Source organism: Pragia fontium DSM 5563 = ATCC 49100 (assembly GCF_900112475.1).
GTDB lineage: Bacteria > Pseudomonadota > Gammaproteobacteria > Enterobacterales > Enterobacteriaceae > Pragia > Pragia fontium.
This window is the reverse complement of record NZ_FOLW01000001.1, coordinates 585305-606525: the sequence shown is the minus strand read 5'-3', so window position 1 is coordinate 606525 and position 21221 is coordinate 585305. Positions and strand designations below refer to the sequence as shown.

23 protein-coding genes are annotated in these 21221 nt (G+C 42.9%); 21 read left to right on the top strand and 2 right to left on the bottom strand.

The genetic code is table 11. The annotated features are described in order from the left end of the window. Nucleotides 1-610: 610 nt before the first annotated feature. From BMZ28_RS02425 to BMZ28_RS02325, 21 genes are all read left to right on the top strand, one after another. Entirely contained in the window at nucleotides 611-1201 is a 591-nt protein-coding gene (locus BMZ28_RS02425) for a winged helix-turn-helix domain-containing protein (protein ID WP_074820454.1), read from the top strand. Nucleotides 1202-1489: 288 nt separating this feature from the next. Continuing rightward, nucleotides 1490-1726, top strand: coding sequence for a Flp family type IVb pilin (locus tag BMZ28_RS02420; protein WP_083399620.1), 237 nt, complete (start codon nucleotides 1490-1492; stop codon nucleotides 1724-1726). 138 nt (nucleotides 1727-1864) lie between these two features. Then, nucleotides 1865-2299 (top strand): A24 family peptidase, encoded by a 435-nt coding sequence (locus tag BMZ28_RS02415; RefSeq protein WP_074820452.1) that lies wholly within the window; start codon nucleotides 1865-1867, stop codon nucleotides 2297-2299. A gap of 70 nt (nucleotides 2300-2369) precedes the next feature. After that, nucleotides 2370-3197, top strand: coding sequence for a hypothetical protein (locus tag BMZ28_RS02410; RefSeq protein ID WP_136655866.1), 828 nt, complete (start codon nucleotides 2370-2372; stop codon nucleotides 3195-3197). A gap of 49 nt (nucleotides 3198-3246) precedes the next feature. Next, nucleotides 3247-4554, top strand: a complete 1308-nt coding sequence (locus BMZ28_RS02405) for a type II and III secretion system protein family protein (protein ID WP_083399619.1) — start codon at nucleotides 3247-3249, stop codon at nucleotides 4552-4554. Next, nucleotides 4551-5054: a hypothetical protein gene (locus tag BMZ28_RS02400; RefSeq protein ID WP_074820447.1), complete on the top strand. Its 504-nt coding sequence runs from the start codon at nucleotides 4551-4553 to the stop codon at nucleotides 5052-5054. The genes BMZ28_RS02405 and BMZ28_RS02400 overlap by 4 nt, the downstream gene beginning before the upstream one ends. Before the next feature lie 11 nt (nucleotides 5055-5065). Then, nucleotides 5066-6202: a CpaE/TadZ family protein gene (locus BMZ28_RS02395; RefSeq protein WP_074820444.1), complete on the top strand. Its 1137-nt coding sequence runs from the start codon at nucleotides 5066-5068 to the stop codon at nucleotides 6200-6202. Between the two features lie 11 nt (nucleotides 6203-6213). Further along, entirely contained in the window at nucleotides 6214-7497 is a 1284-nt protein-coding gene (locus tag BMZ28_RS02390; RefSeq protein WP_047779866.1) for a TadA family conjugal transfer-associated ATPase, read from the top strand. Next, complete coding sequence (locus tag BMZ28_RS02385; RefSeq protein WP_074820442.1) at nucleotides 7494-8375, top strand: type II secretion system F family protein; 882 nt, start codon at nucleotides 7494-7496, stop codon at nucleotides 8373-8375. Before BMZ28_RS02390 ends, BMZ28_RS02385 begins: the two co-directional genes overlap by 4 nt. Beyond that, nucleotides 8372-9208: a type II secretion system F family protein gene (locus BMZ28_RS02380; protein WP_074820440.1), complete on the top strand. Its 837-nt coding sequence runs from the start codon at nucleotides 8372-8374 to the stop codon at nucleotides 9206-9208. Before BMZ28_RS02385 ends, BMZ28_RS02380 begins: the two co-directional genes overlap by 4 nt. Continuing rightward, the gene (locus tag BMZ28_RS02375; protein WP_047779869.1) at nucleotides 9201-9944 is read left to right on the top strand and encodes a tetratricopeptide repeat protein; all 744 of its coding nucleotides are present in this window, start codon (nucleotides 9201-9203) and stop codon (nucleotides 9942-9944) included. Before BMZ28_RS02380 ends, BMZ28_RS02375 begins: the two co-directional genes overlap by 8 nt. A gap of 3 nt (nucleotides 9945-9947) precedes the next feature. Next, nucleotides 9948-10442: a TadE/TadG family type IV pilus assembly protein gene (locus BMZ28_RS02370; protein WP_074820437.1), complete on the top strand. Its 495-nt coding sequence runs from the start codon at nucleotides 9948-9950 to the stop codon at nucleotides 10440-10442. Further along, entirely contained in the window at nucleotides 10405-10995 is a 591-nt protein-coding gene (gene tadF, locus BMZ28_RS02365; RefSeq protein WP_083399618.1) for a tight adherence pilus pseudopilin TadF, read from the top strand. The genes BMZ28_RS02370 and tadF overlap by 38 nt, the downstream gene beginning before the upstream one ends. Before the next feature lies 1 nt (nucleotide 10996). Beyond that, on the top strand, nucleotides 10997-11401 hold the full coding sequence (locus BMZ28_RS02360; RefSeq protein WP_074820432.1) for a hypothetical protein: 405 nt from the start codon (nucleotides 10997-10999) through the stop codon (nucleotides 11399-11401). Then, complete coding sequence (locus BMZ28_RS02355) at nucleotides 11383-12714, top strand: TadE/TadG family type IV pilus assembly protein (RefSeq protein WP_074820431.1); 1332 nt, start codon at nucleotides 11383-11385, stop codon at nucleotides 12712-12714. The genes BMZ28_RS02360 and BMZ28_RS02355 overlap by 19 nt, the downstream gene beginning before the upstream one ends. Before the next feature lie 578 nt (nucleotides 12715-13292). Further along, nucleotides 13293-13877, top strand: a complete 585-nt coding sequence (locus BMZ28_RS02350) for a hypothetical protein (RefSeq protein WP_074820428.1) — start codon at nucleotides 13293-13295, stop codon at nucleotides 13875-13877. A 67-nt stretch (nucleotides 13878-13944) separates the two neighbouring features. Beyond that, nucleotides 13945-14451, top strand: coding sequence for a hypothetical protein (locus BMZ28_RS02345; protein WP_114986160.1), 507 nt, complete (start codon nucleotides 13945-13947; stop codon nucleotides 14449-14451). A 63-nt stretch (nucleotides 14452-14514) separates the two neighbouring features. Next, nucleotides 14515-17067, top strand: a complete 2553-nt coding sequence (locus tag BMZ28_RS02340; protein ID WP_083399617.1) for a TcfC E-set like domain-containing protein — start codon at nucleotides 14515-14517, stop codon at nucleotides 17065-17067. Continuing rightward, on the top strand, nucleotides 17054-17752 hold the full coding sequence (locus BMZ28_RS02335) for a hypothetical protein (protein WP_248296085.1): 699 nt from the start codon (nucleotides 17054-17056) through the stop codon (nucleotides 17750-17752). The genes BMZ28_RS02340 and BMZ28_RS02335 overlap by 14 nt, the downstream gene beginning before the upstream one ends. 4 nt (nucleotides 17753-17756) lie before the next feature. Beyond that, nucleotides 17757-18770 (top strand): hypothetical protein, encoded by a 1014-nt coding sequence (locus tag BMZ28_RS02330; RefSeq protein WP_074820423.1) that lies wholly within the window; start codon nucleotides 17757-17759, stop codon nucleotides 18768-18770. A gap of 33 nt (nucleotides 18771-18803) precedes the next feature. Further along, a complete protein-coding gene (locus BMZ28_RS02325) occupies nucleotides 18804-19331 on the top strand; it encodes a hypothetical protein (protein ID WP_074820421.1) in 528 nt (175 codons plus the stop codon). A gap of 63 nt (nucleotides 19332-19394) precedes the next feature. Here BMZ28_RS02325 and BMZ28_RS17425 read toward each other — a convergent pair whose 3' ends face one another. After that, complete coding sequence (locus BMZ28_RS17425; protein WP_169052204.1) at nucleotides 19395-19550, bottom strand: hypothetical protein; 156 nt, start codon at nucleotides 19548-19550, stop codon at nucleotides 19395-19397. A 205-nt stretch (nucleotides 19551-19755) separates the two neighbouring features. Next, complete coding sequence (uxuA, locus tag BMZ28_RS02320; protein WP_074820419.1) at nucleotides 19756-20946, bottom strand: mannonate dehydratase; 1191 nt, start codon at nucleotides 20944-20946, stop codon at nucleotides 19756-19758. Between the last annotated feature and the right edge of the window lie 275 nt (nucleotides 20947-21221).

Sequence of the window (21221 nt, the reverse complement as noted above, 5' to 3'; positions counted from 1 at the left end):
AGTAATGATTTTTTTTAAATCTGATGTTTTATTGAATGTTCATTATATTATATTTCCTTATTCAAAATGTCTTTTTCTATTTTTAACTGGCTGGAATGGGTGTTTTTCAATGCCTAATGAGAATAATTGAGATTAATTAAGACTAATGATATTCGGATAATCAATCGTTTGACATAATATTAAGCAACTGGTTATATACGTCACCAGATAAGTATTTTCCTATAGTCTGTATTATGATTGTAAGCCTGGTGAAGCTGTGGTTTGAAACGATTTACAGCTCCATTGCTATAAGGTGAGATGGGGCGATTGGTCTAAATCATTAGATAATGATATTGAGATATAATTAATTCTATTGAGATAGGGTTAATTGATGGTTTTTGCAGATCAAATTTAAAAAATGATACTGAATAATTAGTATCGTTAGGATTTTTACGCATCAAACTACACTTAATTAACCATCAAATATATTGGTGGCAAGGGTATTGATAGAAATTGAGAATTAAATAATTTGGTTCACTAGGCTTATTAAGTAATAAAGTGACCCCCTGTTAGATGTAGTGGTTATGAGTATGTATAGTTTAGGTTTTGAGACAAAGGGACATATCAACCTATGAGCACTAAATTTAAGTTGGAGAACGGAGTCGAATTTTCCCCTTCCGAACGATGTTTAATTGGACCAGATGGAACAGTTCTCGAACTCACTGAAAATAGCCTCAGATTCCTCATTTTGTTATTAAACGGTGTAACTGAAAAAGAGAAGCTGATTCATCAGGTTTGGAAAGAGCAAAGTGGCGCTATTAGTGAAAGTAGCTACTATGGTCAGCTATATACGCTAAGAAAGGCATTTTCTCAGGTTGGATTAAAAGAGACGCTAATACGTACTATTCCCAGAAAAGGGGCTCAATACGTTGGTAAGGTAACGAAGGTAGTGATGGAGAATCCTTCATCAGTTACTGAGGAAGTCTCCGTTAGTACGACTAGCCCTCAACAAACGACGGTCGATTCAGTTCAACCCAGAGTTGTGGACCAAAATTGGTGTGATAAAGAAAAAGCGGAAACGGTGAATGTTGCACCCAGAGGAATACTTGCTGAATCTCGTTTAAATAAGTTCGCTTCGCTGCTGGCGGTCGTTGCCGTTTGCTGGTTAAGCATATTGTCAGTATTGACCGTCTATATCTTATTAAATCATATTACTAACTAGTTAAGGTCTGACGAATTTCAAATATGAACTATTAAGGATATCTCAAGTTAATTAATGCTTATTGAGTGGAATAATAAAAAGCGAATGTGTTCTACTTAGCTCCGTTATCCACTGGTTACCGGGACATTTAATCGAATAGATAAATCTATCCTGACAATTAAATGTTAATACAAATCTGGGATGATAAGTTGGTAACTATAATTACCGCCTGGTAAAGGCGGGTTTATATCACTAAGTAAATTAAATTGACTCTTAATAATAAGAGATTCTCTCACAAAGGAATTAGATATGTTTAATATGATGACTAAAGGTTATGTTGCTGCTTCTCTGCGTATTGAAAGCTTTCTTAAGAATCAGCGCGGTATCACTGCAATCGAGTATGCATTGATCGGTGTGGCAATGGCTTCTCTGTTAGCTGTAGTTTTAGGCACTGGCGATGGTAGCGGTTTCCTGTATGAACTGAAGCAAACATTCCTGAAAATTAGCCAGTCTATTAAAGCTGTCACTGTTGGTAGCACTAAATAATACGACTTTAATAGCAATGGGGTAATTATTATATACCATTGCTATTAATTAAAACCTATATGAAGAATATAGGTTATTGGATTTCATTAAAGTGCTTAGATTTCTCTAAGCACTTTAACTATTATAAAAAGGGATGTGATGACACTTATAGTTAATGGCTTAACTGCGATTATTTTTATATTACTCATTTGGATATCTTATACGGATATTCGCACTAGGATTATTAGTAATAAAGCCGTTATTGCTATTTTTGTTATATCTCTTCTATTGGGGATTTTTTCCCATCAAAGTATTAATTTTCTTGCTGCCCTCAGTTTTTTATTGATTGGATTTATTTTATTCCATCTTAACGTGATGGGAGCTGGCGACGTAAAACTCATTTCTGTGCTTTCACTTTGTTTAACCGCCGAGCAAATTTGGCCATTTTTATGGCTAACTGCGGTGCTGGGTGGCTTTTTGGCATGTATAGGCCTTTTATTTTTTCGTAAATCCGTTCGTTCATCTGGCGTCCCTTATGGGCCCGCCATTGCCGGAGGGTTTTTTTTCGTTTTATTAACCCAACTGAATCAATAAGTCTCAATGGTTATTAATTCAGTGATAGTAAGTATCAGTAATCCTCAGAAATAAAAGGAGTTATTCATCAGTGAATCATAGAGTGATGTTTTTTATCTCATTAATCGTTATTGCTGTTGGTGTAATGGGAATGATTGTTCAAAGTGGGGGCGATTCACCTCAGGTTAGTGAAGAACCTACGGTGGAAGCAAAGCCATCTTCACAACGTACCATTATGTTAGCTAAGGCAAAAATTGAGTTGTCCAGCGGTTACATTCTCGGGGCCAACGATTATGAATTAAATGAGGTTACCGTAGAAGGGAACAGCGATCTTATTCGTCTTGATATCTCTGCACTTAATACCGGCACATTACGTGGATATTTAGTCAAAAGCCCGATTAAGGCTGGTAGCTATATTGAGTCCGGAATGCTCGAGGGGCCTGATAGCCCAGGTTATATCCTCGATAGCCTGGGGGAAAACGAGATGACCTATAACTTCCCTGTTCGTCTTGATAATAGCTATTTACTGGATTCTTTAGCGGTCGGTGATGACGTCGCGCTCTATCTGCGCATGCTGGAAGTGTCAAAAGACAGCCGGATGAAGTCGGAGGTTGGGCTGGAGTCTAGCTCGGGTGGTGGAGCAGGACAAAGCGATCAGTATGTTTTAAGTCGACTCATTTCCCCACTAACGGTGCTCAGCATACCACCGAAGGTGGAAATATCCCCGAGTTTACGTAGCGATGAAATTATTGGCTTTATCCAGCTAAGGGCTCGAACTCGGGATTTGGAATTTATCCATACGGTAGAAAAAGCAGGTGAATTACTTTTGTTGCCAGTTCATGGTGGCACAGAGGCTGGCAAGATCAGACTGGATTCATTACTACCTCAATTACGCACAATAAAACAAATCAGAGGATAGCTTCGTGTTTAGGGAAAAAATTAAAGCGCTCACGATATTTTCGACCTTAATGATGAGCGCACTATTTTCGTCATGGGTACAGGCTTATGAGGTGTATTTAGAGCCCGGTGAATCTCGGGTGGTACAGACTCAGGAAAATATCGATACCGTATTTATCTCTTCTGCTGATATTGCCGACTATGAATTGGTCAGCGATAACAGCTTGGTATTGTATGGTCGTAAAGAAGGGCGGGCTGATTTCACCGCATTTGATAAAAGCGGTCGGCAGATCATACAGATTGCTCTGGTGGTGAATAATCTGCTGGGTAACGTCGATAAAATGATTCGGACTGAATTTTCTGATAGTAATGTTTCTATTCAACGATCAGGAAGCAGCTATCTGCTAAGTGGCACGGTGCCGAATGAGGAAGCGCGCGACAGAATTTACCAAATTGTGGGTGAAGGGGTGGGCGCGGAAAAGATTGAAGTAAAGAAAAAAGTTAAGGAAACCAGTGATGGTGGTGGCGGCTCTGATGAACAAGCCCCTTCATTCCTCAGTGAAGTGACCTATAAAGGTGTGATTAATAAACTGAGATTGCCGATCACCAATCAGGTCAATGTGAAGCTGTCCATTGTGGAAGTGACGAAAGACTTTACCGATAACGTTGGCATTGACTGGAGTACCATCGGACAAAATGCCGGTACCTTCAATTTCATTAAGTTTGATGCTGATTCGCTAAGCAATCTGGTTCACGCCATCAAAAACGACTCTATTGCCAAAGTATTGGCTGAACCGAATCTCTCGGTGATGTCGGGTGAAACCGCCGACTTTTTGGTGGGCGGGGAAATACCCATTGTAACGACCTCACAAAACGGCACTAACGTTCAATACAAAGAGTTCGGTATCAAACTGAATATTGGCGCCAAAGTGGGCGATACCCGGCGTATTCGTCTGACGTTAGGGGAAGAAGTCAGTAGCCTGGACAATCTCTATAACACCGCAGCCGGCGACTCCTTCCCAGCCTTAAAAACGCGCAGAGCAAGAACTACCGTTGAATTAGGCGATGGTGAAAGTTTCTTACTGGGGGGATTGATCAATACCTCGGAAAAAGAGGCGTTAGCTCGCGTACCTTACGTTGGCGATGTTCCTATTCTCGGGGCATTTTTCCGTAATGCAAAAACAGAGCGTAACCGCACCGAGCTGGTCGTGGTTGCTACCGTCAATCTGGTTAAGCCAGTGTCTTCAAGGGATATTGTATTTCCTAATTTTGTTCAGACCAGCACCACCGAGCGATTTTTTAACTTCACGGGTTTTAGCGATAGTCGTAATAAAAAGAGAGCGGTTGAGTTTTTGAGTAAGGGAGGATTTATTAAATGAAGCTATTAGCTACGTTGGCCTTGTCTCTATTTACCGTTGTCTCTGTCGCTCAAGTTCAGGCGAAAGATCAGACTTATAACAGCCGATTTTACGCTTCGCCTGAAGTCGAAACCGAATCATTTGCATTGAACGGTAAGTCTGAGGTCGATAAAGAGATTTTGCTCGGCAAGCTGTTGCACCGAATCAGCTCAGATAGTAATAGCACGGTCAGTATTAACTGGTCCAAAAGCGATTTTAAACCGGTGGCAGAACAGATCCGTAAATCACTTATCAATAACGGTATTGCGCCTTATACCATCAAGATTCACCAGTCATTAGGTGGATTTGATACACAGGTGCAAGCCAACTTAACGGTGCGTATTGAATCGGTCCGTTTAAGAGCTCAACACTGTAATTACAATCGTCAGAACTATTACTACCGAAAGAATGACGATCTAGGATGCGCGCTGAATAACACCCTGCGCAGAAGTTTAGTGAACCCAATGGATTTTATGTTTTAAGGACGTATGTCATGTTGTTATTTTTACAGAAAGATGATGTCCGCAAGAGTAAGAGTCTGAGTGAAAAAAGCACGATGGTTATTTCATCGCGCTTGGGACTTCGTCAGGAAATCTGCCAGAAAATTCGCATGGGGGGCGTTTCTCAGGTTGAGGAGATCAACGCTAATTTTCTCACCAGTGACAAGATTGAACTGCCAGAGTTTCTAAACGGCGTCATTATTGATATTGAAAACTACAAAGATACGGCCAAAGCTGTATCGATTATTTATAGCAAAATCCCTCGGGATTGCTGGTGTGTGGTGGTTGGCGATATTGACTCTATCGCGGTAGCGCAAAAGTTTAGCGAGAGTGGCATTGCGTACTTTTATTCGACCTTCCAGCTGAATGATATGGTTGAGCAGATTGCCTCGGGTCTACCCAAAGTCGGTGGTCGTAAAGCGATTAATATCAGTGTATTAGGCTGTAAAGGTGGCATTGGCACGACATTACTGAGCTACCAGCTATCCCGTTCGATTACTCATGCTAAATCTTTACCGTTACTGCTGTTACAGGGCGATAACGGTTCACATGACATTGACCTACTGTTAGGTAAAAAGCTGAATCAAGACGTGGTCGCCTATAACGATAACCTGGATTTAAAGCGGGAAACATCCGTATTTTCCCCTGATTTTTCTCAGGAAGATTATGGCAACTACAACTTTATTGTTTTTGACCAGAATATTCATAACTGTGAAAAAGAGCAGTTAAATCAGTTAGCAGAAAATACCCAGTGCGCCATTTTGCTGATTGATTACAGCATGTCATCGGTACGCGTGGCACGTAAGTTTCTTGATGAGTATGAGCGAGTACAGCGCAGTAATGTACGTTCTTCCCGTCGCTTGTTTATCTGTCTGAATGAAAGTCGCCCGGCACTGGATGCCCGCCTTTCTTTAACGGATTTACAAACACTATTGGGCCACCCAATCACTATCAGTCTGCCATATGTGAAGAAAGCCGGTGAAAAATTGATGGCACCTGGCTTATGGAAAACTGGGCGTAAGCAGCCGTTAGATCAGCTAATGCGTTATGTATTGGGCGTGGAAGAAGCGAAAAACAATAAACAAAATGCGCCAATGCTTACCCAGCTACGTCATCTTTTTTCCAGATAGGAGGGAAATAAATGGAACTTGATATTGCACTCCAGGCTCTGATCCGCGAAGAGACCATGAAAAGCATTGAGGTGGATAAGATCGAGCACTTGGTGCTGGAACGCGACATGTTAATCAGTGAGCTGGATAAGAATGTCGAGAAAGTGATTGCCGATAAAAATCTGTATGTGAATGCTTATCAGCAACGGATTATGGTGGAAAACATTGCCGATGAAATACTCGGTTTTGGCCCGCTTCGTGAATTTATCGAAGATGATACGGTTAGCGATATTTTGGTGAACGGACCTGAAGCCATCTTTATTGAGCGTCGTGGCCTGTTGGAAAAAACCAATCGCCGTTTTATTGATAATACTCAACTGACGGATATTGCTAAACGCTTGGTATTACAGGTTGGACGACGTATCGATGAGGGACGTCCACTGGTGGATTCTCGCTTGCCAGACGGTAGCCGACTTAACGTGGTAATTCAACCTATCGCGTTAGAAGGGACATCCATCTCGATTCGTAAATTCAGTAAAAATAATAAAAGCCTGGCTGATTTAGTGGGATTCGGCGCGATGAGTAACGAGATGGCTAACTTTTTGATTATCGCTGCACGCTGTCGGGTCAACATTATTATTTCTGGCGGTACCGGTTCCGGTAAGACCACGCTGTTAAACGCCTTGTCGCAGTATATTTCAGAAAATGAGCGAATTTTGACGCTGGAGGATGCGGCGGAATTACGCTTAATGCAGCCCCATGTGGTGAGGCTCGAAACCCGATTGGCTGGGGTAGAAAATACCGGTCAAATTACCATGCGCGACTTAGTGATCAACTCACTGCGGATGCGTCCTGACCGCATTATTGTTGGGGAGTGTCGGGGTGAAGAGACGTTTGAAATGTTGCAGGCGATGAACACCGGCCACGACGGTTCGATGTCGACACTGCATGCCAACTCACCGCGTGATGCCGTTGCCCGTCTGGAAAGTATGGTGATGATGTCGGGTATGAGCATGCCGTTAACCGCAATTCGCCGCAATATTGCTTCCGCCGTTAACCTGATTGTACAGGTCTCGCGTTTAAATGATGGATCGCGAAAAATCATGAATATCACTGAAATCATGGGGATTGAAGGGGATAACGTGGTGTTACAGGATATTTTTACTTTTCATAATAAGCAGACCCGGTCGGAAGAGGGATTTGTTGAGGGAGAGTTTAAAAATCATGGTTTATTAATGCGCTCTGCCATCATGACGAATGCCTATATGTTCAACCTCGGCAGTGAGCTGAAGCAGATGTTTGGTATGACCTCATGATCGCTAATCTACTCTTTATTCTGCTCGGAGTCGTCTTACTGGTGGTCAATGTGCGTCTGTGGAAAAAGCAGAACAAAACGTTTGATACGGTGAAATCCGTTCGGGAAACCCAAAATATTATCAGCCAGAAGCTGACATCATTCTGGCGCGAGTGGATGCAGTATTTCCGGGGTTATAACAACGAGAAGATGGTGCTTAATGCTTCAGTGATGTTTGTGACTTTTGGCATGATGTTGTTTGTTAACATTTACTGGACTCATTTTAACTGGGGCTTAATTATTGCACTCACCATTCTCATACTTATCTGGGGAATGATGCATTTTGGGCGTGCTACTAATAAAAAACTCTTTGATAACAGTTTTCCCGAAGTGCTTTCGGTAGTGAATGCGGCGGTTTCTTCTGGCAGCAGTATTCATCATGCGCTGGAACGCTGTGGCCAGGATGTAGCTGGCCCGCTGGGTGCTGAATTTCACCTGATCAGTCGACGACTGAATCTGGGAGAGGATGCTGAAGTCGTGTTCGATGATGCTTACCAGCGTTTTAAATACAAAGAGTTCTACTTCTTCATTATTGTCATGCTGGTTAGCGTTCAGCGGGGTGGGCAACTGCGGGTGCTCATGAATCGTTTATCGCGGGTGGTGGCGAGTACCAAGGCGATGGAGCGTAAAAAGTTGGCGATGACCTCTGAAGCGCGGATGTCAGCCAAAATTGTGGCGGCTATTCCACTGCTGTTCTTTATCGGGATGAAATTTCTTAATCCAGAGAACTTTGATTTCATTATTAATGATAGTACCGGGCAACTGATTCTTTACTACGTACTGGCCAGTGAAGGAATAGGACTGTCGGTTATTTGGTTTCTGGTGAAGAGGGCGACATGACGATTATCTTTTATCTGGTACTCGTGTTACTCGGCGGCGCTTTCCTGTTTATCTTAATACGCGAACGCCAATATGTGCAGCGTATTAAAAAGACAATTGATGGGGAGGATATTGAATTACAGGTGATACGTACACCGACACGTGAATATGAAAGTTTGATTGAGAGTAACAACAAGATTATCGGCTTTTTTTCTGAACTGGATAAAAAGGTCAATTATAAGCTAACCATTATTATTGGTGTCGCGTTGTTACTCTTTTTGCTGTCAGAACTCAATATTCTATCGCTGGATTTAAATACCGGTGCGTTGATTATCACACTGATATTGGTGGCGGTTATCGTCTTACCGGACATGATCCGCAAGCTGCTGATCAAATCCAAGACCAAAATTATGATGGACGATATGCCTTATTTTATCGATCTGGTCGCGGTTTGTGTTCAGGCAGGAATGACGGTTGAAAGCGCGCTGAAATATGTCGCCGAACACTTTGGCAATATTAACCCAGACTTGGCCAAAACGCTGGATCGGGTAGTTCGTCGTGCTGAGGTGAAAGGGTTAGAGAGTGCATTGAAAGAACTCTATTACACGCTACCGACGCTAGAAATAAAGATGTTTTGTACCGCATTACAGCAGAGCGTGTTTTTTGGTACTTCGGTATATGAACAATTGATGGATCTCTCTAAAGATATCAGAGATCTGCAACTGCTTTCCACGGAAGAAAAAGTCGGCAATTTGTCAGCCAAGATGAGCGTTCCACTGATTCTGTTGGTGATGTTTCCGATCGTTGTATTAATTGCTGCTCCAGGATTATTAAGGATTTTATCGAATGTCTAAATTAACTTCTCTTTCGTTTACTTTGGCAATAGTTTTGCTGCTTGGTGGCTGTGGCAGTATGCAGCGCTTAGATGAAACATCTTTAGGCTACAAAGAAGATATTTTACTGAGTGCCAAAAACTATAACGGATTAATCGATCTGTACCGCAGCTGGCTGAAACAAAAAGATGATCCCAAAATTCGCTATAAGCTGGCTAATTATTATTATCTGGTTGGCGACAGTAAATCATCAATGTATTACCTGCAGCCGCTAATGGAAAAGCCGGATGATGCGATTTATCTGCTACAAACCAAAAATCTGATTGCTTTAAAAGAGTATGACAAGGCCATCAGAGTGACGGATATGCTGTTGCAACGCAATCCGCAAAGTGCCGATGCATACAATTTGAAAGGTGTCGCTTATGCAGAAAGCGGACGTTTAACCGATGCGAAAACGGCGATTGAGCGTTCAAGAGAACTGTTTATTGCCGATGATGTGGCGATTAACAATCTGGCGATGATTTCTATTATTGATAACCGCTATGACGATTCCGTCCGGCTACTACTGCCACAGTATTTACGCGGTCGCAAAGGCGATCAGCTATTACATAACCTAGTGTTTTCATTGGTGAAAGTTGGGGATGTTCGTTATGCCCGTGACATCATTGAAGCAGAAAAACTCTCTGATAATCCTGACAATATTATTGAAGCGTTAAACCGGGTAGATAACGTTACGGCAAATACAGGGAAAGGTTAAAGGATGATTTTATCGCAAATAACCCGGTTCTGGCGTCACCGGGAGGGGGTAGCAAGCATTGAGTTTGCTATGGCATTTTTTGGCTTCTTCGTCATGATTTTATTTGTCGCTGAGATAGCCCGACTGTCTTATATGTCAGCGGTAGTCGATCTGGCGGTTAGCGAAGCGGCCAAAGAGGCTAAAAATGCCAAGCAGGCTGATTCTTCAGCTTATCAGGCGCGTTTTCAAACGAGACTGGTGAGCGAAGGGGGGCGTTTATGGCGCTTCTTAAGTAAGGAGGACGCCATCAAGATTCAGGTGAATTTTGCTAATAGTATCTCCGACTTACTGAGCAACAACTACAGCGCATCGGCAAAAAATAGTCCGTTAGCCCGTTACCAGCTTCAGTATGACTACCATCCGATGTTTTTCCCGTTTCCGGGAGTATGGGCTGATACATTATTAAATAGGGAGGTGATCTTTGTTCAGGAATATGAACGCTCAGCCTTTGTTAACTAATGAACGCGGGTCTGTCGCCGTTGAGTTTGGTCTGATTTCACTGGTGCTGATTTTCTTTGTGGTTTTTCTGGTGGATTTAGTGCTCCAGCAAGCACTGGTCGGTAAGTTGGATCGCGTGACCTATTCAATGGCGGGAACGTTAAGGGAAAGAACCCAACTGTATAAATCTGATGAATATTTGAATCAGGGACAGGTGGAACAAATTGCTGCACTCTCCCGTAAGGTATTGAAAGATATGCATAGTGGGGCTGATCTGTCTCAATTATCCATGATGGTAGAAGAGCTGCATTTTAAAGAACCAAAGCTGGTGGGGGGAGGTAATGCAAAAGAAGTCACGCGCTATCAAAGCTATCAGGTTGGTGGACAAGTCTGTCAGCCTTATACCACGTTAAATAACATGCAGGAGCTTTCCCCCAGAGGCAGCTATGGGCGCTGGGTGCCGATGTATCAGGTCACTCTGTGTCTGCCCTCGAACAGTTGGTTCAGTAAACTGACGGGCGATGGAGATGGCAAGTCACAGCAGAAATCTTTTGCCGTTGTCGTTGTGAGATAACGTGAAATATCTGATAGACAGCTGGGTGAGTGAAATTATTGCTATCAGTATGATTGCTATGGCTGGCCCGGTGGCTTATGCCCAGTCGTCATCCGACATGAATGCGGTATTGTTTGTTGATTCAGCACTGATACAGCAGCAAACATTAATTACCGAGATTAATGAAGCGCTTTATTACAGTCCGACGTTACAGTCGCAGCTTCATGTACAGGTGATTGATATTAATCCGGATGGTCATGTATTTAATGGCGCGTTGGATTACAGCTATGACAAAAGCGGAGAGTGGGTGGCGAAATACCGACCGGGAAAATTGCCCTATTTGATCTGCCTGCGTGGAGATAAAACCACTTTCAGACAAGAGTTATATCAAGCTAGCGAGATAAGAGAATGTGTAACAAAAGGATAAGTCACAAACATGAGGAACGCTCTGCATCGCGCAAATCGCTGATCGGTGAACTAAGGCGTTTTTCTGATAGTCATAGAGGCGCAATTGCCGTTATGTTCGTCCTGCTGGGCGGTTTTTTATTAGGGATGGTGGCATTTGGTTTTGAAGGTTCGCGCTTTGTGATGGAAAGAGCTCGACTTTCTGATGCGATGGAGCAGGCTGCGCTGGCTTTATCTGCCGAAGATAACGGTAATCTTACCGCAGAGGCCCGAAGCCGTAATCAATATTTAGCGACTCAGTATTTTAAACGCTATATGCGTAATGAAAAAAGCGTATCTTCGCCGAATATTTCGGTATCAGGCGTCATTAATGTGCCTGGTAGTAACGGTAATGTGCAGTATGTGGAATATCGGGTTGATGCAGTAACTACGCACGATTCCTGGTTTTCATCGACCTATTTTCCCAGCTTTAATAAAGTGGTTGAAGTCGGTGATAACGGTGCCTCGCGTAAATATCGTTCAAATATTGATGTGGTATTTGCCACCGATTTTTCTGGCTCCATGACCGATCAGATGCCCGGTAGTGGCGGTAACAGCAAAATTACTGAGTTAAAACGCATTGTGCTTAAGTTATCTGATGAACTGTATAATTATAATGTGAATAACAGGGTAGGATTCGTGCCTTTTAACTGGGGTACCAGTCGTGATGGACGTTGTAAGATTGCCTTGTCGACGAATCCACGCCTTACCAAAATCGATGAGTATGATCTAAGACGTTTGGATGGTCGAGAGGGCGCAGTCGTTGATTATGCAGCGACAGTTAACGCTATTCCTAACGATCCAATCAATGGTATTGATGTTCCGTTATCTAGCGTTCATCCACGTTCTAATTGGGCGTGTTTGTTGACCAGCGTATCTCATGAAGTTGAGTTAACATCCAGTAAGTCGCAATTATCAGCGATTAACTCAATGACGGCCGGTGGCGGGACTTTTGTTAGCTCCGGTATTCTGCGAGCAGCTCAGGTATTGAGTAAAAGTACCGCAGCCAAGCGTGTGCTGGTGATTGTCTCCGATGGAGAAGATGATCCTAATGTTAAGTTAACGACAAACCTGATCAATGCTGGGATGTGTGAAAAGATTAAACAGGTGATGGCTACCCGATATTCCGTTGGTAAAATTGCTTTTGTTGGCGTGGGTTACAAACCGAGCACCGATTGGACGAAGTGCGTAGGCGTCAGTAATTTCTACGTTTCTCAGAATATTGCTCAGTTGGAGGAAGACTTGCGCCGTGCAGTGTTTGAGGAAGTGGGGCACAATACTCTTAAGAGATTTTGATAACGGATAAGATATTTAATATCTTATTTTAATCCTTAGCGTTATTAGTAAATCTAAATTAAACCTAATAATACAGCTGGCTGCTAACGTGGCTAGCTGTATTATCCTGGTTGATATTATCGCTGACAGTGTGGTTCATCCCCACTATCTATGCGATATCATTGTTTATTATTCCTGCCAACGATGACCACGTTCATTTTTCTTGATTATCGAATCTATTGAAATAAAAGACTGAGATGAATTAAGGAAAATTGATTACCGGGAATATGTAAAAGTTACTATTATATTCGTGAAGCAGGAATAGTATTGAAAAGGATTTTAATCTCTCCATTTTATTCAATTCTATCAATCTGTATTTAATTCACCATTATTCGATTATTTAACTTTTACATTATTGCAGTAGCTCGGTATTTTTCCCTGATAACGGGGCGAAATAGTCCGTTCTAAATATAAGATATCTATCCCTTAATTTTAATGTCTCACTCTATTTTCAGGGTGTGGCATTAAAGCAAAGTGAAATATCTTTGGTTTGAATGGAATCGTTAGTATCAATCTATTTATTATGGGTATAAATTAATATGAAAATTAAACATTTAGCACTTGTGGTCGCAGGACTGGCTTTTTCTAGCGCGGCGTTGGCAACAAAACCAGCTAACTATGATATGCGCTTCAATATTTCTGCAGAAGTGCCGGATAGTGTTCTGATTACTGACCCTGAGGGTAATCCAATTACTGAACTGGATATCCGTTTAACTCCGGCTGGTTCAAGTCATGCTGGTAGCACTCAGAGCATGTCTGCTGATACTCAGAGCATCCAATCCCTGCGTTTATGGAGCAACAAAATTACCGATACTAAAGTTAAGTTAACTTTAGACGATAATGACGTTGCAACGGGTTCTGCATTTGCTTTAACCAGCAATGCCGGTGGTCAATTAAACAAAATGAATTTCAAAGTATCAGCGCTTGAAACAGGTGCAGCGAAATATGATTTTGTTAACTCCGGTGATAATAAAGACTATACCCTGACTACCGTTGGTGCTGGGGATACTGGTCATGCTGAAAAAGAAATCGCTTTTGTTTTCGAATCAACTAAGGCTTATACCGAATATCCTGCTGGTGGTTATAGCGGTGTTGTTTACGCTAACGTAACCGTAACACCATAATATAATATATTTTATATTATGATCATTTAGAGAACAGGTTGGCGTAAGCCAACCTGATATAAATGGCATGAAAATAATTAAATACTCTCTAATTATGTTATTGGGCATTCATTTTTCTGTATTGGCCGGTAGAGGTACCAGTATTGAAATGTCCGTTGATGCCGAGATGTTGGCAAAAATTGTTATCTATTACAAAGGGGTTGACGTGACATCAGGAGAGTTGAACTTTCCGCTATCCGTTGATTCTGACACGCGAAAATTTGCCAACACCTCCGATAATTTTTATTTGGTGGGTAATGTTACTCAGGCAAAAATTATTATGGAAGATAGCCCATTTGAATTGGTTTCAGCCAATGCGGGTGGGGCGATTATGCCGCTAAATGGTTATTTCACGATGAACTCTGTACAAACCAATGCTGAAACTGAACGTATTGTACCGGTATTACGTCGATTGAATGATGGCAATAATAATAATGGGCTAAAAGTCACTTTTGAATCGAAAGATTTAGCGAGTAATTATGGTGCAGGTGTTTATTCCGGTAAATTTACGCTGATATTGACCCCTATATTATAAGTATAAAAACATGCCGGGTTCTGGCTTTGTCCGAGCCATAAAATATAATGACATGGATAATAAATGAATAGGAAGTTTAATTTAAATCGGTTAGTTAATACTATTTTCGTTATATTCCCTATGGCAACATGGGCAACGGAAAGTACCGCACCTATTTCATTGCCTGAAGGATTTGATGAAGTTTTTAATTCTGAGTTAACCGGTATTCTCGATCTTATCGTTGCTGATATTAACGTGGGTACTTATGCGGTTAGCTACAATATGGGCACCGTTAGTATTCAGGATCCTGCCACCGCCGCGAGTCGTATCTTATCCGGTGCCGTGCCAAATTTATCCGTCACACTTAACCAACTGACCAATGCGCTATCCAAACCGATTCCGCGAGTCAGTAAGTTGGGCTTTCCACAAGCGTCGGTGACGGCTTATATCAATGAAAATGATGCGCGGGTTGTGCTGGTGCTACCTAATAATTATCTTTCAGTACAAGCCAGTGGTAATAAGGAAAACCAGTTTATCGATTATCAACATGGTTTAGGTTTTGTTCATAGCCAAAACCTAAACTATTTTGATGATAGTTACGGGTCTAATTTTAACCTGATGTCGACCGATACGTTGAGTTTAACCGGTAACAGTTATCTTAATGGTTCCTGGAGTATTTCCCAAGGATCTAACGTTATTTTCGATGAGGCTGCGCTTTATCTGGAAGATGAGCTAACCCGCTATAAAGTTGGTCGTCAGAATATCACTAACAACCTGACTAGCAGTACGCCTTCCATGTCATACAGCTTTATGAATCCGGTTAACTTCGATGGTGTTTCACTGGGTTATTTATCGGATTATTATCGCGATCGTAATGATGGTGCCGCTTCACCGGTGACGCTGTATATGCCGACTGGCGGTACTGTAGAGATCTATCGTCGGGGTAAGCTGATTGATATGCAGCAGATGCCCGGTGGATTACAAACCCTGAATACCGATCGTTGGCCGACGGGCGGTTATGACATCACTATTGTGTCAAAGCTGACCAATGGCAGTGAAGAACGAAAGACTCAGCCTTTCTATAAGCGCAACGGTAACTTTAAGTCAGGTCGGCTGGAGTATTTATTACAGTTAGGTCGTTACGATGGACTGATGAATGACATTATTAATCAGTGTGGCGACTGTCTGAATGAGCAGACCAACAACCAAGTTAAAAATAATAATTTTGGTAGTGCTGCCGTTTCTTACACCACAGCCAACGCGATTTCTCTGGGTAGTGGTGTTATCCGTGATGATGAGCTGACTTATGGTAACGCTAGTCTGGATGTGCCAATAAACTCGATGTTTATTGAGCGTATTTATAGTGATGGCATCTACGGTAATGCTGGCTCTTATGCTTATAGCGTTGCTGGGTCTAAAAGTTTTGATAACACCAGTTTTAACGTTACCTATCGTAAGAGCGTATTTAATGGTGATATTCCTGAATATGGTCGGTTTGGCATTATTCCAGCTTATGACAATGAATATCTACAATTGGGTATGCGTACCTATTTACCATGGCGGCTCGGTTTTGGTGTCGATTATAGTCGCAGTACTAGCTATAGCAACGGTGGGCGTGAAAACAAGGGTAAGCAAAATACCGTTGATGTACTGTTGAACCGCGATTTTCAACTGTCTAATGACATCAGTTTACGAGTTGATGCCGGTTATCACACCGGGAAAGATGCTTATAACGATGAGGACAGTGAACGCGATCATCAGCTCTATACCCAGTTTACTTTAGGCTTTACCGACAGTCGCTATAACCATTATCAGTCGTTATATCTGAAAGCGCGGAATTCTGACCGCAGCGGTGATGATGGCACTTATAGCGCCGACTATAACCTGACAGTAAATAACCCGGAATTTGATCGCGGTGGTCGATATAACATGTATTTGACCGCATCAGATGAAGTCGGCGTTAATAAAAATGCTGGCGGTAACCTGACGGTGAATAACCGTTTTGGTTATACCTCGGTAGGAACCAATAAATCTTTTAATGACAGTGGCTATCGTCAATCCTTTGTCTCTCAACGTAGTGGTTTTGCTATCGGTGATGGCGGCATTGCTTATGGTTCAGTGACCAACCAAAGCGCGCTGGTGGTTGATGCCACCACGCTACCGGAAGACCAATATTTCGAAGTACGCAATAGCAACAGCAGCTCCGTAATTGTTCCTGGCGGTAAAGTGACAACCATTAGCATCCAACCTTATACCCAGATCGATACTAAAGCTGAGCAGGTTTATACCGGTAATGAAAATAGCTTTTATAACGTCACGGCAAAGAATACCTCTACGCATATTATGCCGGGGCAGTCTTATAAAGTGACCTTGAATGCGATGAAAAACCAAACGGTAACCGGACGGATTTATTACGCGGGTAAGCCACTGATTAATGCACGGATTGTAGGTAGTAACGGGATTTCTGACGAAGCTGGCTTCTTTATTGGTGACTTTATTATGGATGCCAATGACATGTTAGAGCAGTTGAAGATTCGTAAAGGGGAAGAGCAGTTCGTTTGTCAGATTGATCAGAGCAAAACTAAAAATTTGCAGGGTGTAATTCAACTTAATGGAGTCGAGTGTGAGCAGATTTAATTTTAAGCAGTTTTTTATGGTTATCGGTATGGGGATCGTGGGTATGACTTCTTTTACCCTGCCTGCGATAGAGGTTATTCCCATTATTAAACAGATAAAAATGGATACGCCGAGAGATAACTATATCACCATTAAATCTTCATTCCCTGCTTCTGAAGGTAAAGAACAATATGAATTTGTTTCTCTGGATTTGTTTCACGTGACGAATCCGGGTGAAGCCAAAGAGAATTTCGAAAAAGAATTAAGTAAGCCAAGCCCAACGCTGCTGTTTTCGCCGACCAAAGTTGTGATTCCTTACGGCGCCAGCAAAAAGATCCGCATTATGGCGCTGAAACCGGTAGAGAAAGAGCAGATTTATCGTCTGCGCGTTCGCCCTACCTATCCTGAAGATGCTATCGATCCGGGCAAGGTGCGCTTTGCTATTGGATATGACGTATTGGTGCGCTATTTACCCAATGGTTCTTTGACTCAAGAGCTAAAAGTGAGCTGTAGCGGTGGTAACTATCAGCTGGAGGCGATGGGAAATAGTCGGGTTGAAATGCGTAAAGTGATGGCCGACGGCAATAAAGTTGAAGATACCAACGTTTATCCAAACCAGATGAGAAAGATTAAAGCCAAGCGTGAGCTGACATTCGAGGTTGAAAATAAACCTTATCGGTATGTTGCCTGCGCTTTAAAGGAGTAAGCCAATGAATGATGAAGCAAGTTACCGTCTGCATAATGTGATACTTGCGTTGCTGTGTGGCGTTTTGGGGCTGACGTCCTATGGACTACGAGCTTCCGCAGTACAGGGAAGTGGTGATGTGATTATTAATATCGAAAAGAATGTGCCGGGTCGCTATAGCACCACCGTTACCCGCAATAGCGGTGCGGGATCTTTAGGGGCATCCTATGTGACCACCAATTTGTCAGATAAAGAGAAACTGGTGGGGTTAGTTCAAGGGGCGGGACAGGGCGTTTGCTCTGGGCGTTATTTGACCGGAACCGGCGAACTACAGGGTATTAGCATCCCTATTGCGATGTTTAGCCAGCGGCCCTATCGATATGAAAAAAATTATCTGTGCGGTAGTCCGGTTAATTTTGCCTCATCTAACGGTGATAATGTGGTCGGTTTTGTTCTTGGTGCCACCATTGACGGTGATTCGACCCAGATTAAGTTGGCGGAGAATATCGATCTGAGTAAGTACGCGGGCCAGCGCATTTTACTGGGTAATGTACGCCTGACCGGGGATAACCGCGAGATTCAGTCAAACAATGTTTACCTCTCTTTTGCTCGTACATTGCGTAGCGACCCAGCGGTGATTGAAGCGTCTTTTATTAAGCTGGATGCCGCCAGATTCAGCGAAGTGGCGATTAATGAAGATACCACTAAAACAGCGATGTTAAACGTCAGACGCATCTCTGATGCGCCAGCTACGTTGCTGCCGTTTACCATAACGTTTGAATCGAAGAAAGGGGCGCCAAACTCAGAGTTCCGTATGTACTCCCACGAGGAACCGGGCAAGTTTATTCCTTATACCGTGAGATTTAATAAACGCGCTATTGGTTATGGCGAGCTGCTTAATTATTCACTGGGCAGCACCAACGGTGCATCAGAGCTGTTTGAAATTAATTTTGTTATTCAAGGAAAAGATCTGGTGGGTTTAAAAGGAGGAACGCATTTCTCCGATACCTTTACCGCAGTGGTCACACCGGGACTTTAAGCAAATAGTGAAAGCCAGTAACAGGAAGAGATAATGAACAATAAAAAGGTATTGATCGGGCTGATGCTATCGTTGTTTGCTGCCCAACAGTCATATGCTGCAGCCGTACCCGTAAGGACTTCAATAGAAGTCACCGCAGAAATAGCCAGTAGTATTCAGGTCATCTACGATCGTAATTTGGATGTCACTGAAGGTAACGTTCAGGTGAAGCTGGAGGATACTGGCGGTTATATGATGGGGATGACGAAGTCTTTCCATTTTATTGGTAATGCCAGTAAGGTTCGGCTCAGACTGGTTGCCCCAACTGGTGGGGGATTAGCGAAAGTTGGCGATCCTGATAATTTTGTTATGGGAATCGGAACACTCTGGTATACAAGCCCAACACAGTCGGGCGGTGATACGGGATTTGACCGTGATGCAACGGTATATCCGACGTTATCCGATATACCTTCCGATACCAGCGGAACTTATATCCGCTTTAGGTCATTCCAGCAAACGGTAAACTATCCGTTGGGAAGCTATAGCGGTACTTATACGCTGGTCGTTACACCGACTACTTGATATTAAAGCGTGTATCAGTCCCTTGCCGGCGCTACTTTCCTCGCTCGTTTTTTGGGACAGTATTTAGTTCACTTTAGGTTTAAGTGCTTGATTATCCTTGTCCGCTGCGGTTTCTTTTAACGACGGCATCGCAGCTGATTTATCGGTCAGTACGGTTAGAGTAGGCAAGGAAAGGTTGGTTAATCCCGCAATATTGGCGCGAAAGTAAGATAGGTTCATGGCATCCCCTGATAGTCACTGTATTGACAACGTATAGATTAACTATAGGGGGAATTGCGCGATATCATGCATTTTCATTGTCAATTTGGGATATATCTCTAACTAACGGCGTTATTTATCATATTATTTAGTTGAGATATAAAAAGGGCGGCTTAATAAGTATTCCCCCTTATTAAGCCGCCCTTTTTACCAATAAATTAACAACTTATTTCATATCGGCGAAGAAGGTGCGTTTTAGGGCTAATTCTACGCCGCGAACCTCAGCCAGACCTTTTAAGCGACCAATGGCGGAGTAACCCGGATTGGTTTTCTTCTTCAGGTCATCCAGCATTTGATGTCCGTGGTCAGGGCGCATTGGGATCTTACGCATATCACCGGCTTTTTGACGGCGAGACTCTTCGGTCAGAATCGCTTTCACCACCGAATACATATCCACATCACCCTCTAAGTGGGCACCCTCATGGAAGGTTTTTGGATTGTCTTCCCGGCAGGTAGAGCGCAGGTGAGTGAAGTGGATGCGATCGCCAAAGGTTTCGATCATTCGCACTAAATCATTATCTGCCCGTACTCCGTAAGAACCGGTACACATAGTGAAACCGTTATAAATACTGTCAACGGTCTCTTTTAACCATTGCATATCTTCAATGGTTGAGACAATGCGCGGCAGGCCGAGAATTGGGCGCGGTGGATCGTCAGGGTGAACCGCCAGACGCAGGCCGCAAGCTTCAGCTACCGGAACAACCTGCTGTAGGAAGTAAGCCATATGCTCACGCAGCTTGGCTTTATCAATGCCGTCATAGGTGGCCAGATGTTTGCGGAACTGCTCCAGGGTATAGCCTTCTTCGGCACCCGGCAGGCCAGCGATAATATTGCCAACCAGCTTATCAATATCTGCCTGACTCATGGCGTCATAATAGGCTTTAGCCTGAGTGACTTCTTCCGATGTGTAGTCTGCTTCGGCACCTGGGCGTTTTAGCATATGCAGTTCAAATGCGGCGAAGGCGATTTGGTCAAAGCGCAGTGCTTTGGAGCCATCCGGTAATTCATATTCCAGATCGGTACGGGTCCAGTCTAATACCGGCATAAAGTTATAGCATACGGTATCAATTCCGCAGGTAGCCAGATTACGAATAGACTGCTGATAGTTGGCAATATGCTGCTTATAATTCCCGGTTTGCGTTTTAATCTCTTCATGAACGGGAATACTTTCCACCACTGACCACACCAGACCTTTGGCCTCAATCACCTTTTTGCGTTTTTCAATCTCGTCAACTGACCAAACTTCACCGTTAGGAATATGATGCAATGCCGTGACGACACCAGTGGCTCCAGCCTGACGGATATCATCTAAAGATACCGGGTCATTCGGACCATACCAACGCCATGTTTGTTCCATAATATTGATCCTTATGCTGTCTACTTTATTTCGATTTAAGAAAACCCTGCGTATTCACTTATGCGTTATTGATAACGAACGACTTTAAATACGGGCGCAAGCTGCTTTATCTGTTAATCAGATTCCGACCGTTTATTCCGCAAGGAATCAAGGGATGAAATCTAATACATCACTATCAAAATTAGGGGGATCAATATCAGGCAGAGTCATCCTGTTTGTTTTACATGTTTTCAATGCTGCCACATAAAAGGGTATTGGTCGTGTAACCACGACTT